This is a genomic window from Kitasatospora sp. NPDC034023 (assembly GCF_055575795.1).
This window is the reverse complement of the sequence record NZ_JBVIRY010000025.1, coordinates 105088-121252: the sequence shown is the minus strand read 5'-3', so window position 1 is coordinate 121252 and position 16165 is coordinate 105088. Positions and strand designations below refer to the sequence as shown.

General features: G+C 72.8%; 14 protein-coding genes. 8 read left to right on the top strand and 6 right to left on the bottom strand.

Annotated features, from left to right (window positions below):
* Nucleotides 1–53 precede the first annotated feature (53 nt).
* From ACZ52R_RS29170 to rny, 5 genes are all read left to right on the top strand, one after another.
* Nucleotides 54–248, top strand: a complete 195-nt coding sequence (locus ACZ52R_RS29170; RefSeq protein WP_360505164.1) for a DUF3046 domain-containing protein — start codon at nt 54–56, stop codon at nt 246–248.
* A 37-nt stretch (nt 249–285) separates the two neighbouring features.
* Nucleotides 286–1548, top strand: a complete 1263-nt coding sequence (locus ACZ52R_RS29165) for an AI-2E family transporter (RefSeq protein WP_396289634.1) — start codon at nt 286–288, stop codon at nt 1546–1548.
* A gap of 197 nt (nt 1549–1745) precedes the next feature.
* Entirely contained in the window at nt 1746–2873 is a 1128-nt protein-coding gene (gene recA, locus ACZ52R_RS29160; RefSeq protein ID WP_465623222.1) for a recombinase RecA, read from the top strand.
* Nucleotides 2874–2877: 4 nt separating this feature from the next.
* On the top strand, nt 2878–3933 hold the full coding sequence (gene recX / locus ACZ52R_RS29155; protein ID WP_465623220.1) for a recombination regulator RecX: 1056 nt from the start codon (nt 2878–2880) through the stop codon (nt 3931–3933).
* Between the two features lie 132 nt (nt 3934–4065).
* Nucleotides 4066–5535 carry a ribonuclease Y gene (gene rny, locus ACZ52R_RS29150; RefSeq protein ID WP_465754434.1) on the top strand — a complete coding sequence of 490 codons (1470 nt, stop codon included), beginning with the start codon at nt 4066–4068 and terminating at the stop codon, nt 5533–5535.
* 44 nt (nt 5536–5579) lie between these two features.
* Here the strand turns inward: rny and ACZ52R_RS29145 are convergent, their stop codons facing one another.
* The 5 genes from ACZ52R_RS29145 to ACZ52R_RS29125 all read right to left on the bottom strand — a co-directional run bounded on the left by ACZ52R_RS29145 (nt 5580) and on the right by ACZ52R_RS29125 (nt 10761).
* On the bottom strand, nt 5580–7337 hold the full coding sequence (locus tag ACZ52R_RS29145) for an FAD-dependent monooxygenase (protein WP_465754433.1): 1758 nt from the start codon (nt 7335–7337) through the stop codon (nt 5580–5582).
* Between the two features lie 122 nt (nt 7338–7459).
* Nucleotides 7460–8308, bottom strand: coding sequence for an amino acid ABC transporter permease (locus ACZ52R_RS29140; protein WP_360505172.1), 849 nt, complete (start codon nt 8306–8308; stop codon nt 7460–7462).
* Nucleotides 8305–8955, bottom strand: a complete 651-nt coding sequence (locus ACZ52R_RS29135; RefSeq protein ID WP_360505174.1) for an amino acid ABC transporter permease — start codon at nt 8953–8955, stop codon at nt 8305–8307. Before ACZ52R_RS29135 ends, ACZ52R_RS29140 begins: the two co-directional genes overlap by 4 nt.
* Nucleotides 8956–9002: 47 nt before the next feature.
* Nucleotides 9003–9902 carry a glutamate ABC transporter substrate-binding protein gene (locus ACZ52R_RS29130; protein ID WP_465623215.1) on the bottom strand — a complete coding sequence of 300 codons (900 nt, stop codon included), beginning with the start codon at nt 9900–9902 and terminating at the stop codon, nt 9003–9005.
* Between the two features lie 130 nt (nt 9903–10032).
* Nucleotides 10033–10761, bottom strand: a complete 729-nt coding sequence (locus ACZ52R_RS29125; RefSeq protein ID WP_465623252.1) for an amino acid ABC transporter ATP-binding protein — start codon at nt 10759–10761, stop codon at nt 10033–10035.
* Nucleotides 10762–11197: 436 nt separating this feature from the next.
* On the opposite strand from ACZ52R_RS29125, the gene ACZ52R_RS29120 reads away from it, so the two are divergent.
* Nucleotides 11198–11956: a response regulator transcription factor gene (locus tag ACZ52R_RS29120; protein ID WP_360505180.1), complete on the top strand. Its 759-nt coding sequence runs from the start codon at nt 11198–11200 to the stop codon at nt 11954–11956.
* 6 nt (nt 11957–11962) lie between these two features.
* Nucleotides 11963–13399 carry a sensor histidine kinase gene (locus ACZ52R_RS29115; protein WP_465623212.1) on the top strand — a complete coding sequence of 479 codons (1437 nt, stop codon included), beginning with the start codon at nt 11963–11965 and terminating at the stop codon, nt 13397–13399.
* Nucleotides 13400–13485: 86 nt separating this feature from the next.
* On the opposite strand, the gene ACZ52R_RS29110 is transcribed toward ACZ52R_RS29115, so the two are convergent.
* A complete protein-coding gene (locus ACZ52R_RS29110; protein ID WP_465623211.1) occupies nt 13486–14505 on the bottom strand; it encodes a TAXI family TRAP transporter solute-binding subunit in 1020 nt (339 codons plus the stop codon).
* Nucleotides 14506–14600: 95 nt separating this feature from the next.
* On the opposite strand from ACZ52R_RS29110, the gene miaB reads away from it, so the two are divergent.
* Entirely contained in the window at nt 14601–16100 is a 1500-nt protein-coding gene (miaB, locus tag ACZ52R_RS29105) for a tRNA (N6-isopentenyl adenosine(37)-C2)-methylthiotransferase MiaB (RefSeq protein ID WP_465623209.1), read from the top strand.
* Nucleotides 16101–16165: the final 65 nt, after the last annotated feature.

Genomic DNA, 16165 nt, shown 5'->3' with positions numbered 1-16165 from the left:
CCGCGCCGGCGGCGGGCCCGGGTCGCCCGCCGCCGGGCAGGGATACTTGAGCCATGAGGCTGACGGAGTTCTGGCGACGGATGTACGCGCACTTCGGGGAGGCGTACGCGGAGTCGTTCGCGACCGACCACGTGATGACCGAGCTGGGCGGGCGGTCGGTGCGCCAGGCACTGGAGGCGGGCTGGGAGGCCAAGGACGTCTGGCGCGTGGTCTGCGAGACCCAGGGGGTCTCGACGCTGCTGCGCTGAGCGCGGCCCGCCGCCCGGTATGGGACAGACTGTCCGGGTGACAAGCAGCGCAGAGCAGAGGAAATCGGACAGTTCGGTGCGGCCGGCCGACGAGGTACGACCGGCTGACGAGGTACGGGCCGACGGTGAGCGTGCGGGTGGGGGCGGCGGTCTGTGGGGCGGCGGGATGCCGCGCTGGCTGCCCCGGGCGATGGTGCTGTTCCTCGTGCTGGTCGGGCTGTTCCAGCTCGCCGACTGGGCCTTCCGGCAGCTGATCGACCTCTTCGTGATGCTGCTGGTGGCCTTCTTCCTCTCGCTCGCGCTGGAGCCGGCCGTCGACCGGATGGCGGCGCGCGGGGTGCGCCGAGGGGTCGGCACCTTCCTGGTGTTCGTCACGGTCGGGGTCGCGGTGCTCGGCTTCCTCGCGGCGCTCGGCACGCTGCTGGTCGACCAGGTGGCGAAGATCGCCGGGGACCTGCCGCACCTGGTCGACAACCTGATCAACTGGATCAACCGGACCTTCCATCAGGACCTGTCCCTGGGCGAGTTGCAGAAGAAGCTGCTCAAGGACTCCGGCACCATCGAGAACTACGCCCAGCAGGCCGCCGACAACGTCTGGGGCGTCTCCTCCACCGTGATCGGCGGGCTCTTCCAGGCCTTCACGGTCGGGCTGTTCACCTTCTACTTCACCGCCGAGGGCCCACGGGTGCGCCGGACGGTCTGCTCGCTGCTGCCGCCCGCCAAGCAGGGCGAGGTGCTACGGGCCTGGGAGATCGCGCTCGCCAAGACCGGCGGCTACCTCTACTCCCGGGCGCTGCTCGCGGTGGTCTCGGCCGCCGGGCACTGGGTGATGTTCGCGCTGCTCGACCTGCCCTACTCGGCGGCGCTGGCGGTCTGGGTGGGCGTCATGTCGCAGTTCGTGCCGACCATCGGGACGTACCTGGCCGGGGCGCTGCCGGTGCTGGTGGCGCTGACCGTGGAGCCGGTGGACGCGCTCTGGGTGCTGGTCTTCGTGGTGGTCTACCAGCAGGTCGAGAACTACCTGCTGCACCCGAGGATCACCGCGCGGACCGTGGACGTGCACCCGGCGGTGGCCTTCGGCGCGGTGATCGCGGGCGCGGCGCTGCTCGGCGCGGTGGGCGCGCTGATCGCGATCCCGGCGGCGGCGACCCTGCAGGGCTTCGTCGGGACGTACGTGCGGCGGTACGAGGTGGCCACCGATCCCCGGATCGACCGGGGCGAGCAGCGGCGGGCCCGGCGGGAGCTGCGCCGGGAGGCGGCGCGGCGGCTGCGGCGGATGGTCGGCGGGGACGGGAAGTGACGCCGGGGGCGGCGCTCCGGGGGTGACGCCCGGGGCGCCACGGCGCGGACGTGCGAAGCTTGAATCGAACAGATGTTCTTTGTACTCTCCGGCGAAGAGTTTTCCACAGGGCGAGCCGGGTCGGTCTCGTTTGTCAGTGGGACGCGCTAGCGTCGATGACGATGAAGCGCACAGCACAGAACCCGAGGGAAAAAGCCATGGCAGGTACGGACCGCGAGAAGGCCCTTGAGACCGCGCTCGCCCAGATCGAGCGGCAGTTCGGCAAGGGCTCGGTGATGCGTCTCGGTGAGAAGGCCAACGAGCCCATCGAGGTGATCTCCACCGGGTCCACCGCCCTGGACGTCGCCCTCGGGGTCGGCGGCATCCCGCGCGGCCGGGTGGTCGAGATCTACGGCCCCGAGTCCTCCGGCAAGACCACCCTGACGCTGCACCTGGCGGCCAACGCCCAGAAGGCCGGCGGCACGGTCGCCTTCGTCGACGCGGAGCACGCGCTCGACCCGGAGTACGCCAAGAAGCTCGGCGTGGACACCGACGCCCTGCTGGTCAGCCAGCCGGACACCGGTGAGCAGGCCCTGGAGATCACCGACATGCTGATCCGCTCCGGCGCGATCGACCTGGTGATCATCGACTCGGTCGCGGCGCTCGTCCCGCGCGCCGAGATCGAGGGTGAGATGGGTGACTCGCACGTCGGTCTGCAGGCCCGGCTGATGAGCCAGGCGCTGCGCAAGATCGCCGGTGCGCTGAACCAGTCGAACACCACCGCGGTCTTCATCAACCAGCTGCGCGAGAAGATCGGTGTGATGTTCGGCTCGCCGGAGACCACGACCGGTGGCCGGGCGCTGAAGTTCTACGCCTCGGTCCGTCTGGACATCCGCCGGATCGAGACCCTGAAGGACGGCACCGAGGCGGTCGGCAACCGCACCCGCGTCAAGGTGGTCAAGAACAAGGTCGCCGCGCCGTTCAAGCAGGCCGAGTTCGACATCCTCTACGGCGTCGGCATCAGCCGCGAGGGCGGCCTGATCGACATGGGCGTCGAGCACGGCTTCATCCGCAAGTCGGGCGCCTGGTACACCTACGAGGGCGACCAGCTCGGCCAGGGCAAGGAGAACGCCCGCAACTTCCTGCGGGACAACCCGCAGCTCGCGGACGAGATCGAGCGGAAGATCAAGGGCAAGCTCGGCATCGGCCCGAAGAGCGAGGAGCCGGCCGAGGGCGAGGCGGACGCTGCTGCTGCCGTCACCGCCGCCGACGGCGCGGCGAAGCCGATCACCGCGACCGTCGCCAAGACGGCCGCGGCGAAGAAGACCGCGGCGGCCAAGGCCTGAGCCGTTGACGCAGTACGACACGGTGGGCGGCGGCCCGGCGGACCAGGAGGACGACGACTACGGGCCGCCGGACTGGTTCGCCGCGGTCGCGGAGGAGTCGGCGCCCGCGCCGTCGCGTTCCAGCCGGCGGCGGGAGCGTCCGTCCACCGGGCAGTGGACATCCGGCCGGGAGCCGGAGTTCGACCGGGCCCCGGTCCGGGCGGTGCGCGGCGCGGCGCCCGGCCCGGGTCCGGCGGAGGGCCCGGTCGAGGCGCTGGGGCTGGTCTCCGCCTCCGAGCTGCCCACCGGCCGCCGTCGCCGGCGCTCGGCCCTGGCGGCCGAGGAGCCGGGAGCGGGCCTGCCCGCCTCCGCACCGGCGGCCGTGGAGCACGGTCGGGGCGAGGCCGAGGCGGCCGGTCACGGGGGTGTGGCCGCCTCGACCTCCCGTTCCGTCGCCCGTCGGGGCCGGGCCCGGCGCGGGCGTTCCGGCGAGGAGCAGTTCCTCGAGGAGCAGTCCGGCGAGGGGCTGCCAGGCGAGGACGAGGGCGCCGGCCGCACCTCCCGGAAGAAGCAGGCCGAGGAGTCGGCCGATCCGGAGAGCCGCGCCCGGGACATCTGCCTGCGGCTGCTGACCGGTGCCGCCAAGACCCGCAAACAGCTCGCCGACGCCCTGCGCAAGCGGGAGATCCCGGACGAGGTCGCCGACGAGGTGCTCACCCGGCTCGAGGAGGTCGGGCTGATCGACGACGCGGCCTTCGCCGCGGCCTGGGTGGAGTCCCGGCACGCCGTCCGCGGCCTGTCCCGGCGGGCGCTGGCCCAGGAGCTGCGCACCAAGGGGGTGGCCGCCGACCTGGTCGAGCAGGCCGTCGCCCAGCTCGACCACGACGACGAGGCGGAGGCGGCCCGGGCGCTGGTCGAGCGCAAGCTGCGGTCCACCCGGGGGCTGGACCGACAGGTCCGCACCCGGCGGCTGGTCGGGATGCTGGCCCGGCGCGGCTACTCCGAGGGGCTGGCGTTCCGGGTGGTGCGTGCCGCGCTGGACGAGGAGCCGAGTGAACTGTCGGAAACCGCGTGGGAGTAGTGGCAGTTTCGTAGGCTTCTTGGTGCGGACCAGGTCAAGTCTTGACCGTTTCGTGACCCGCGCCTAGCCTCGCCTTCAGTGCCCGGGGCGCCTGCGGACGGCGGCCCGCGCAGGGGACGGGGAGTGGGCGGCATGACGATCTCGGCGGGCGCCGGACCGAGCGGCTCGCTCCTGCTGATCGCCGGTTCGGCCGCCGCCCTCCTGCTGGTGCTCGCGGTGCTCGCCGGGCTGGTCATCGGACGGCTCCGGACGGCCCGGCGCAGCGCGTCGGCCGAGGTCGAGCGGGCCCGGCGGTCGGCCGAGGAGCAGACCGCCCGGCAGCGGGCCGAACTCACCCGCCGCGAGGAGCAGCTGGCCGAGGAGCTGCGTAGACTCCGCCGACGGGAGGACGAACTGGCCGAGCGCTCGGCCGAGTTGGAGCGATCCCTGGGCGAGGCCGAGGCGCTGGTGACCCGCCGGGCGGCAGCCCTGGAACGGGCCGCCGGGCTCTCCGCCGGACAGGCCCGCGCCGAACTCCTGCGCGAGGCCGAGGCCTCGGCCCGGCTGGAGGCCGCGGTCACCGTCCGGGAGATCGAACGCGAGGCCAAGGAGGAGGGCGAGCGCCGGGCCCGGTCCATCCTCGCCGGGGCCATCCAGCGGCTGGCGACGGAGCAGACCGCGGAAACCGCCGTCACCGTCTTCCGGCTGCCGAACGAGGACATGAAGGGCCGGATCATCGGCCGTGAGGGCCGCAACATCCGCGCCTTCGAGGCGGTCACCGGGGTGAACCTGATCGTCGACGACACCCCGGAGTCGGTGCAGCTGTCCTGCTTCGACCCGGTCCGCCGGGAGACCGCCCGGCTCACCCTGGAGCAGCTGGTCGAGGACGGCCGGATCCACCCGGCCCGGATCGAGCAGCTCCACGAGCGCAGCCGCGCGGAGGTCGAGCAGTGCTGCGTCCGGGCCGGCGAGGACGCTCTGCTGGACGCCCGGGTCGGCGTGATGCACCCCGAACTCGTCCGTACCCTGGGCTCGTTGCGCTACCGGGCCTCGTACGGGCAGAACGTGCTCGGGCACCTGCTGGAGTCCGCGCACCTGGCCGGGATGATGGCCGTCGAACTCGGCGTCGACCCGGAGCCGGTGCGGCGCGCCGCGCTGCTGCACGACATCGGCAAGGCGCTCACGCACGAGGCCGAGGGCAGCCACGCGGCGGTCGGCGCCGAACTCGCCCGGCGGTACGGCGAGTCGCCGGAGGTGGTGCACGCGATCGCCGCCCATCACAACGAGGTGGAGCCCGACACCGTGACGGCCGTGCTGACCCAGGCCGCGGATGCCTGCTCGGGCGGCCGGCCCGGGGCGCGCAAGGAGTCGCTGGAGCTGTACGTCCGCCGGCTGGCGCGGCTGGAGGAGATCGCGCGCTCGCACGCGGGGGTCGCCGAGGTCTACGCGATGCAGGCCGGCCGCGAGGTGCGGGTGATGGTCCGCCCGGACGCGGTGGACGACCTCGGCGCGGAGCAGCTTGCCCGCGAGGTCGCCCGGCAGGTCTCGGCCGAGCTGACCTACCCGGGGCAGATCCGGGTGACCGTGGTCCGCGAGAGCCGCGCGACGGCGGTGGCGAGCTAGCCCGGACGGGCCGTCCCCGCCCGCGGGGCCGAGTCGGAGGCGCTCTAGCTCGGGGAGTCGACCTGGTGCGGTGCGTGCCGTCCGGCGGGCTCGGGCTCGGGCTCGGGCTCGTGCTCGGGTTCCGGCGCGGGATCCGGGGCCGAGGTGAGCGCGTCCGGGCCGCCGCGGGCGTGGTCGGCGAGGGCGAGGAGGTCCTCGGCGACGGCGCCCTGGGTGACGCCGACCAGGTGGCCGTCGGGGCGGATCAGCAGGACGGTGTGCGGGCCGGCGCCCGGGTAGTCCTCGGCGACCAGGACCTCGGCGGGGACCGGCAGGGCGGCGGCGACCTCGGCGAGCCGGGGCATCAGCCCGGCGCCGAGCCAGTGCTGGGACGACCAGACCGCGGTGCCGGGCGCGACCAGCAGCAGCAGGAAGGTGGCGCCGAGGCGGGCGTGCAGGTGGTCGGGGGTGCCGTCGGCAGTGAGCACCGGCAGGTCCGGGACGAGCACGCCCGGGGCGGTGGCGGGCAGCAGTTCGCTGAGCGAGGTGGAGCCGCGCGAGCCGCGCTGCACCGGGACCCGGGCGGGGACGCCGGAGGGCGCCGCCGGGTAGGCGGGCGCGCCGCCGAAGCGGCCGGTGCCGAGCTGGCCGTCGGCGAGCAGCGGGGCGTGCTTGCGGAAACCGCCGACCAGCAGCGAGCGCCGGGTCTGCTGCCAGCCGCGCAGCGGGCGCAGCAGCGGCATGGACTGGTCGACCGCGCGCAGCCGGGCGCCGACCGCGCCGCGCCGTTCGGCCTCGTAGCCGTCCAGCAGGGAGCCGCCGGGCTGCGGGCCGCCGGAGTGGAGGTGCCAGGCGAGGGCGAGCCGCCAGGCGAGGTTGTCGGCGTCGCGCAGCCCGTCCGCGAGGTTCTGCATGCCGAGCGCGCCGTGCAGGTGGGCGGCGTCGCCGGCGAGGAAGCAGCGGCCGACCCGGAACCGGGCGGCGAGGCGCTGCTGGGCGGTGTGGTCGGCGGCGGCGAGCAACTCGAAGCGGGGCAGTTCGCCGCACCAGCCGGTGAGGGTGGCGGTGACCCGGGTGAGCAGGGTGTCGCCGGTGACGATGCCCGGCCAGGTGGCGTGCGGGTCGACCGTCTCGGTGGGGGCGGGGCGGCCGGGGGGCAGCCGCCAGTCGAGCCGCCAGACGCCGTCCGGCAGTGGACGGGCGGAGGCCTCGCGGTCGCCGCGCCACGGAGGCTCGCGGTGCAGCCGGGCGCCGTCGAAGGGCAGGTCGACCCGGACGGTGGCGATGGCGTTGCGGTCGACTGCCGGGCGGCCGGGGAAGCGGATCTTCAGGAACCTGCGGACGGCGGATCTCGCGCCGTCGCAGCCGACCAGGTGGCTGCCGCGCCACCAGGTGGTGGCACCGCTCTGGGTGCCCACGGTGCGGATGCTGACGCCGTCCCGGTCCTGTTCGAGTTCGACGACCCGGTGGAGCGGGACCAGCTTGATCAGCGGGGTGCCGGTCAGGGCGTCGCGCAGGCCGCGCTGGAGGCGGTGCTGGGGGAGGTGGAAGGTGGGCGAGTCGGTGAGGTCGATCCGCAGCACCTCCTGGCGGCGCCGCCAGATGCCGAAGGAGTCCCACAGGGCGGAGTCGGAGACCGCCCGCGGGTAGCCGATCCGGGTCAGGAAGGCGGCGGTGTCGGCGCCGATGACGAGGCTGCGCGGGCCTTCGGGGCAGAGCCCGGAACCCTCGTCCAGGACGATGGTCGGCACCTCGTGCCGGGCCAGGGCGAGGGCCAGGGCCAGACCGACCGGTCCGGCCCCGACCACGATCACCGGGTCCATGAGCGGACCTCCGGGCACGAACCGGCCGATCGGCCGGCGTCAGTTACCGCTGCCGCATATGCCGCGTGGATGCTCCCGGGAGGTGTCACGAAGAGCAATGCAACAGTTCACCTGCGTGTCCGTCAAGCAGCAGCTGAAGTGCGCCGGTTCGCGCCGCGACGGCCGCGTGCTTCGATCCAGCGCGCGAGCGCGGTCAGCAGCAGGCACAGGGCGATGTAGATCGGGCCGATCACGAGCACCACGGGGATGTAGGGGAACCCGGCGGCGTTCAGCGGCTGGCTGGCGATCGCCTTACCGACGAACAGCAGCTCGTTGTAGGTGATGATGAAGCCGAGCGAGGTGTCCTTGAGGGTGACGACCAGCTGGCCGATCATCGAGGGCAGCATCGAGCGGACGGCCTGCGGCACCAGGATGGACATCATCACCTGGGTCTTGCGCATGCCGAGCCCGTACGCCGCCTCGGCCTGGCCGCGCGGGACGGCGTTGACGCCACTGCGGATGATCTCGGCCTGGACCGCCCCGTTGTAGAGGGTGAGACCGAGCACCAGGGCCCACATCGGCTGCTGGGCGAAGAAGGCGTAGTAGAGCGCGACGATCAGGATCAGCAGCGGCATCGCCCGGAAGAACTGGACGATGCCGGCACAGAGCCAGCGGACCGGCTTGCGGTCGGAGAGCTGACCGGCCGCCAGCAGGGCACCGAGGATGAGCGAGAACGCCGCCGCCAGGCCGAAGGCCTTCAGGGTGGAGAGCAGGCCGTCCAGGATGCGCTGCTGGACGGTGTTGTACTGGAACGCGTCCCACAGGTCCGCGTCGAACTGGCCGTTGTCGGCGAGCGTGGTGACGACGTACCAGAGGAGGGCGGCGACGCCGATCAGGGAGAGGACGCCGAACAGCCGGTAGCGGGCGCGGGCCTTGGGCCCGGGGGTGTCGTAGAGGACGCTCGCCGTCACCGGGCGCTGGAAGATGCTCATCGGGCCACCGCCAGTCGGGTTTCCAGGAAGCGGAAGAGCGTGGCGATCGTCGCGCTGATCAGCAGGTAGGCGCAGGCCACCCAGAAGAAGATCGAGAAGATCGAGTAGCCGCGCTCGGAGAAGGTCTGCTGGACGCTGTACAGCTCGCTGACGCTGAACGCGCCGGCGATCGCCGAGTTCCTCGGCAGCGCGATGAACACGCTGCTCATCGGGCCCAGGACGGTGCGGGCGGCCTGCGGCAGGATGACCAGGGTGAGGGTCTGGCCGAAGGTCATGCCGAGGCTGCGGGCGGCCTCCGCCTGGCCGAGCGGCACGGTGTTGATGCCGGAGCGGATCACCTCGCAGACGAACGAGGCGGTGTACCCGCCGAGCGCCAGCACCGCGAACGCCAGGTGGCTGAAGTGCACGCCGAGCGGCGGCAGGCCGAAGGTGACGGCGAAGAACAGCAGGGTCAGCGGGGTGTTGCGGAAGAGCGTCACCCAGGTGGTGCCGAAGGCGCGCAGGACCGGCACCGGGGAGACCCGGAAGGCCGCCAGCAGGGTGCCCAGCAGCAGGGCGAGCAGGGCGCTGAGGGCGCTCAGCTCGATCGTCTGCAGGAAGCCGTCGCGGAACAACGCGAAGTTGTCGTCGTCGAACAGGAACCCCATCCGGCGGCCCTCCTCTCAATAACGGTCAGGGATGTGCGGTGGGCGGGTCAGTAGCGCTCGAGGGCCGGGACGTCGGGCGCCGGGGAGCCGGAGGCGCCCAGGGTCGCGTCGTAGGCCTTCTTCCAGTCGCCGTTGTCCTCGTGGGCCTTCAGGGCGTCGCTGATCGCGTCCCGCAGCGTCTTGTCGTCCTTGTTGAGCCCGACGCCGTAGTTCTCCTTGGTGAAGGGCTTGCCGACGACCTTGAGCTTGCCGGTGTACTTGGAGGCGTAGCCCTTGAGGATGGCGTCGTCGGTGGTGACGGCGTCGACCTCGCCGGAGAGGAGCTTCTCGACGCAGGCCGAGTAGGTGTCGAACTGGGTGATCTTCGGGTTGTACTGCTGGATGTTCTTGATCGAGGTCGAGCCGGTGGCGGTGCAGACGTTCTTGCCGCCCACGCTCTCCGGACCGGTGATCGAGGTGTTGTCCTGCTTCACCAGCAGGTCCTGGCCGGCGATGTAGTACGGGCCGGCGAAGGAGACGGTCTTCTTGCGCTCGTCGTTGATGCTGTACGTGCCGACGTAGAAGTCGATCTGGCCCTTGGCGATGGCCGGCTCGCGCTGCGAGGAGACCAGGGTCTGCCACTTGATCTGCTGCGGGGTGAAGCCGAGGTCGGCGGCGATCATCTTGGCGACCTCGATGTCGAAGCCGCTGCGGTCGCCGCTGGAGACGTCCTCCCAGCCGAGGTTCGGCTGGTCGGCCTTGGCGCCGATGATCAGCTGGCCGCGCTTCTTGGCCTCGGCGATGATCGGGGAGTCGATCTTGGCGTCGGTCTTGACCGTGTAGGTCGGCAGCTTCGGGGCGTCGCTCGCGGTGGCGGCGGCGCCGGGGGTGCCGTCCTTGCCGCAGGCGGCGGTGGCGGTGAGCGCGACGGCAACGAGCGCGACGGCGAGGGTGCGGGAAGTCCTCATGAGGGTTGGTCTCCTGGGGCTGGGCCGCGGTGTCAACCGGGCTCTGGCGTCTGGAAGTCGTGCACGGGCAGGGCCGATCGGCTCCGTTGCCGGAGGCTGCCCCGCGTGGGCTCGAAGCGTCGGTGAAGCGTCAGTGGTGCAGGATCTTCGAGAGGAAGTCCTTGGCGCGGTCGGAGCGCGGGGCGGTGAAGAAGGCGTCCGGGGTGTTCTGCTCGACGATCTTGCCGTCGGCCATGAACAGCACGCGGTTGGCGGCGGAGCGGGCGAAGCCCATCTCGTGGGTGACCACGACCATCGTCATGCCGTCCGCGGCCAGCTGGCGCATGACCTCCAGCACCTCGTTGACCATCTCCGGGTCGAGCGCCGACGTGGGCTCGTCGAAGAGCATCACCTTGGGCTTCATGGCCAGCGCCCGGGCGATCGCCACGCGCTGCTGCTGGCCGCCGGAGAGCTGGGCCGGGAACTTGTCGGCCTGCGCGCCGACGCCGACGCGCTCCAGCAGCTCCCGGGCGGTCTTCTCGGCCTCCGGGCGGGGCACCTTGCGCACCTTGACCTGGCCGATGACCACGTTCTCCAGCACGGTCTTGTGCGCGAACAGGTTGAAGCTCTGGAACACCATGCCGACCTCGGCGCGCAGCCGGGCCAGCTCCTTGCCCTCGGCGGGCAGCGGCCGGCCGTCGATGGTGATCGTGCCGGAGTCGATGGCCTCCAGCCGGTTGATCGTCCGGCAGAGCGTGGACTTGCCCGAACCGGACGGGCCGATCAGCACGACCACCTCGCCCTGGGCGATCGTGAGGTCGATGTCCTGCAGGACGTGCAGCGCGCCGTAGTGCTTGTTGACGCCGCTCAGCGCGACCAGCGGGGCGGCTGCGGGGGTGGAGTCCTGGACCGGGCTCTCGGTCATCGCGCCTGCTCCCTCTGTATCGAATAGTGCCAACCCGAGAAGTCTCAACTCCCTTGGGGGGCAATGGTGGTGCAAATCCGGGAGCCGCGACCGGCGGAGCCGCAGCCCCCGGTGGGCCGACCATAGGAGGCGTGACCACGCGCCGTCAGCCGATCTGAGCGGAACTTGAGGATCACGAAAAGGACACACGGTGGGTACGAGCTGTTCGCGAGGGCGCCGACGGGGCATGTCACAGCGGGAATCCGCACCGGCGCTGCCCGTCCCCCACGAGCCCGGTGTGCGGTCGAACCTGGCGCCGGGCCGCCCGCTGGCCCATACTGCGCAGGACCGGGACCTGACCGATCGGTCCGGCGATCACCGGTGATCACGTGGGGGAAGGAGGAGAAACAGGATGCGACTGCTGCTCGTCGAGGACGACGAACGCGTGGCCGCCGCGCTGGTCGCGGTGCTGGGCCGGCACGGCTTCCAGGTCCGGCACGCCCGCAGCGGGCACGAGGCGCTGGACGCCCTGGTGCCGGACGGCAACGAGCCGTACCGGGTGGTGCTGCTCGACCTCGGGCTGCCCGACCGCGACGGCTTCGAGGTGTGCAGCCGGATCAGGGCCGGCAGCGGCGTGCCGGTGATCATGGTCACCGCCCGCGCCGACGTCCGCTCCCGGATCCACGGCCTCAACCTCGGCGCCGACGACTACGTCACCAAGCCGTACGACATGGGCGAGCTGCTCGCCCGCATCCACGCGGTGGCCCGCCGCGGCGCAGCCCCCTCCTCGGTGTCGGTGCCCGCGCCCGACACCGTGCCGCAGCAGCGCGGCCCGCTGGAGTCCCGCGGCATCCTGATCGACCGGGAACGCCGCCGGGTCAGCGTGGACGGCCGCGACGTGCCGCTCACCCGCAAGGAGTTCGACCTGCTCGCCCTGCTCGCGCAGAGCCCGGGCGTGGTCTACCGGCGCGAGCAGATATTCAGCGAGGTCTGGCGCAGCGGCTGGGAGGGCAACGGGCGCACCCTGGAGGTGCACATCGGCTCGCTGCGCAACAAGCTCGCACTGCCCGGGCTGGTCGAGGCCGTCCGCGGCGTCGGCTACCGCCTGATCCCCGAGTCCCCGGCGCCCGCCGCGGCGGACCCGGCCCCGAACACCCCCGCGGAGCACTGACCGCACGTGCGCACCCGCCTGCTCGGCATCCTGATCGCCCTCATGCTCTGCGTCCTGGCCGCCCTGGGGCTGCCGCTCGCGGCGGCGGTCGCGGCGGCCGAGCAGACCACGGTCGTCGTCGACCGGCTCGACGACGCCGCCCGCTTCGCCCAGGACCTGCCCACCTCCGGCGCCGCCGACTCCGCGCGCAAGGGCGACCCGGAACCCGCCCCCGGGGACCTCAGCCGGCAGCACTCGATCGACGCCGAGGTCCGCCGCTACTACGACCTGTACGGCGTGCGCCTGGGCATCTTCCAGCGCGACGGCCTGCCGATCGCCGCCGCCCCCGAGACCTGGCGGGTGCCCTCGGCCGGCTGGGGCGCCCAGGCCTTCCAGGAGGCGCTGGACGGGCGGCGCAGCCACAATCCGCCGCAGGTCTGGCCGTGGACGCCGGACCGGACGATCACCGTGGCCGCCCCGGTGGTGCGCGACGGCGACGTGGTCGCGGTGGTGCTGAGCGAGTCCCCCACCGGCGGGCTGCGCACCCGGGTGCTGCACAAGTGGCTGGTGCTGGTCGCGGGCGAGGCCGCCGCGATGATCGTCGCCGTGCTGCTGGCCGTCCGGCTCACCGAGTGGGTGCTGCGCCCGGTGCGCACCCTGGACCGGGCCACCCACGACATCGCCACCGGCCGGATGGCCGCCCGGGTCGCCCCCGGCGGCGGACCGCCCGAACTGCAGCGGCTGGCGCGCTCGTTCAACGAGATGGCCGACCACGTGGTGCTCGCGATGGACCAGCAGAAGGCCTTCGTCGCGGACGCCTCGCACCAGCTGCGCAACCCGCTCTCGGCACTGCTCCTGCGGGTCGAGGTGCTCGGCCTGGAACTGCCCGAGGGCCACGAGGAGGAGCTCAGCGGCGTACGGGAGGAGGGCACCCGGCTGGCCCGGGTGCTGGACGACCTGCTGGGGCTGGCCACCGCCGAGCACGCCCGCCCGGAGCCGGAGCGCACCGACCTCGCCCAGCTCACCCTGGCCCGGGTGGACGCCTGGCGGCCGGTCGCCGAGCAGCGCGGGATCGGGCTGCGCTGGGACGGCCCGGCGCTGGCGGTCGGCATGGCGGACCCGATCGGCTTCGGTTCGGCCCTGGACGCCGTGGTGGACAACGCGCTGAAGTTCGGCCCGGCCGGCAGCGAGGTGCGGCTGCGGGTCGCGGTCCGCCGGGACGAGGTCGCGGTCACCGTCACCGATGCCGGGCCCGGCCTCGCCGCGGACGAGCTGTCCCGGGCCGGGGACCGGTTCTGGCGCAGCCCGCGGCACCAGAACGTGGACGGCTCCGGGCTGGGCCTGTCCATCGCCCGCACCCTGCTGGCGGCCGGCGGCGGCTCGCTGGGCTTCGCACCGGTCAAGCCGACCGGGCTCGCGGTGACGCTGGCGGTGCCGCGGCCGGAGAATCCGGAGAAGAAGTAGCCGGGCCCCGACGGCGGCCCGGTGCTGTCCGGGCTGGGGCGCAGGGTTTCACGGAGCGATGGCTCAGGGCTTCACCGAGCGGTGGGTCAGGGCTTCACGGAGCGGTAGTAGCGCGCCGCGCCCGTGTGCAGCGGGAGCGGGTCGGTGTAGACGGCGGTGCGCAGGTCGACCAGTTGGGCGGCGTGCACCTGGGCGCCGATCCGGTCGCGGCTGTCGATCACCGCGCGGGTCATGCCCTCGACCAGGTCCGCGTCCACGTCGTCCCGGGTGATCAGCAGGTTGGGCACAGCCACCGTGGCGACCGCGTCCTTGGGCTCGGCGTTCGGGTAGGTGTTCTTTGGCATGGTGGCCGCCCGGTAGGCGTCGGTGCCGCCGCCCTCGGCCTTGTGCAGGGCCTCGGACAGGTCGCCCAGCGGCACGACCCGGATCGGGACGTGGTCGGAAAGGTCGGTGAGCGCGCTGGTGGGCAGGCCGCCGGACCAGAAGAAGGCATCCAACCGGCCCGCGCGCAGGTCGTCGGCGGCCTCGCCGACCCCGGCCGGCACCGGCACGATGTCGCGCTCCGGGTCCAGCCCGGCCGCGGCCAGCAGCCGCTTGGTCACCAGGTTCACCCCGGACTGCGGCAGGCCGACGCCGACCCGCAGGCCCTTGAGGTCGGCGGTGCGGCGCACCGGGGAGGAGGCCGGGACGATCAGCTGCAGGTAGTCGTCGTAGAGCCGGGCGATCGCCCGCAGCCGGTCCTTGCCGGGGCCCTGGTAGTCGGCGACCGCGTCGGCGGTGGCGATCGCGAAGGTGTCCCGGCCGGTGATCACCCGGGTGAGGTTGTCTATCGAGCCCTCGGTGTTGTCCAGGGCCAGCCGCACCCCCGGCATCGTCCGGGAGACGTGCTCCTGCAGCAGCTGCCCGTACCGGTCGTAGACGCCGCGCTGCACGCCAGTGGCGAAGCGGACCTCCCCGCGCGGGTACCCGGGCGAGCGGCCCGCCGACAGCCACCAGCCGCCGAAGCCGGCGACGAGCAGCACCAGCACCAGCACCGTCCGCCACAGTGGGCTGCGGGCCGCGGTGCGGACGGCGGCGCCGAGACGGGACGGGGTGGTGGGGGTCATGCAGGGATACTGCCAGGCGCTCCGGCGGAACGGGAGTGGAACGGAACGGGGAAGCGTCGGGAAAAGCGCTTCGCGGCTGCCCGTACCCTGGTCTGGTGAGCGGTGAGAGCGGATTGAAGAGCTACAAGGTCGTCACGCACGGCTGTCAGATGAACGTCCACGACTCCGAGCGGCTGTCCGGGCTGCTGGAGGAGGCGGGCTACGTCAAGGCCGGGGCCGAGGGCGACCCGGACCTGGTGGTGTTCAACACCTGCGCGGTGCGCGAGAACGCCGACAACAAGCTGTACGGCAACCTCGGCCAGCTGGCGCCGGTCAAGAGCCGCCACAAGGGCATGCAGATCGCCGTCGGCGGCTGCCTGGCCCAGAAGGACCGCGACACCATCGTCCAGCGCGCCCCCTGGGTCGACGTGGTGTTCGGCACCCACAACATCGGGCACCTCCCGGCGCTCCTGGAGCGGGCCGCGATCGAGCGGAAGGCCCAGGTCGAGATCCTGGAGTCGCTGGAGACCTTCCCCTCCACCCTGCCGACCCGCCGCGACTCCGCGTACGCCGCCTGGGTCTCGATCTCGGTCGGCTGCAACAACACCTGCACCTTCTGCATCGTCCCCGCGCTGCGCGGCAAGGAGGAGGACCGCCGCCCCGGCGACGTCCTCGCCGAGATCGAGGCGCTGGTGGACGAGGGCGTCATCGAGGTGACCCTGCTCGGCCAGAACGTCAACGCCTACGGCTCCGACCTGGGCGACCGCGAGGCCTTCTCCAAGCTGCTGCGCGCCGCCGGCCAGATCGAGGGCCTGGAGCGGATCCGCTTCACCTCGCCGCACCCGCGCGACTTCACCGACGACGTGATCGCCGCGATGGCCGAGACCCCGACCGTGATGCACCAGCTGCACATGCCGCTGCAGTCCGGCTCGGACCGCGTGCTCAAGGCGATGCGCCGCTCCTACCGGCAGGAGCGCTTCCTCGGGATCATCGAGAAGGTCCGCGCGGCGATGCCCGACGCGGCGATCTCCACCGACATCATCGTGGGCTTCCCCGGCGAGACCGAGGAGGACTTCGAGGAGACGATGCACACCGTCCGCGAGGCCCGCTTCACCAACGCCTTCACCTTCCAGTACTCCAAGCGCCCCGGGACCCCGGCCGCCGAGATGGCGGACCAGGTGCCGAAGGAGGTCGTGCAGGCCCGCTACGACCGGCTGATCGCCCTCCAGGAGGAGATCTCCTGGGAGGAGAACAAGAAGCAGGTCGGCCGTGTCCTGGAGATCCTGGTCGCCGAGGGCGAGGGCAAGAAGGACGACCGGACCCGGCGGCTCTCCGGCCGCGCCCCCGACAACCGGCTCGTGCACTTCTCCAAGCCCGAGGAGCCGGTGCGCCCGGGTGACATGGTGACCGTCGAGATCACCTACGCCGCCCCGCACCACCTGCTCGCCGAGGGCCCGGCGCTCGCGGTGCGCCGCACCCGGGCCGGCGACGCCTGGGAGAAGCGCCAGGCCAAGCCCGCCGCGCCGGCCGGCGTGATGCTCGGCCTGCCGTCCATCGGCGCCCCGGCCGCGCTGCCCCTGGCCGCGCCGGCGGGCGGGGCCTGCTGCGGCGACTGACCCGCGCGCATTCCGGACGGCCCGGTGGGAGCTTCGGCTCCCGCCGGGCCGTCCGGCTTCCGGGC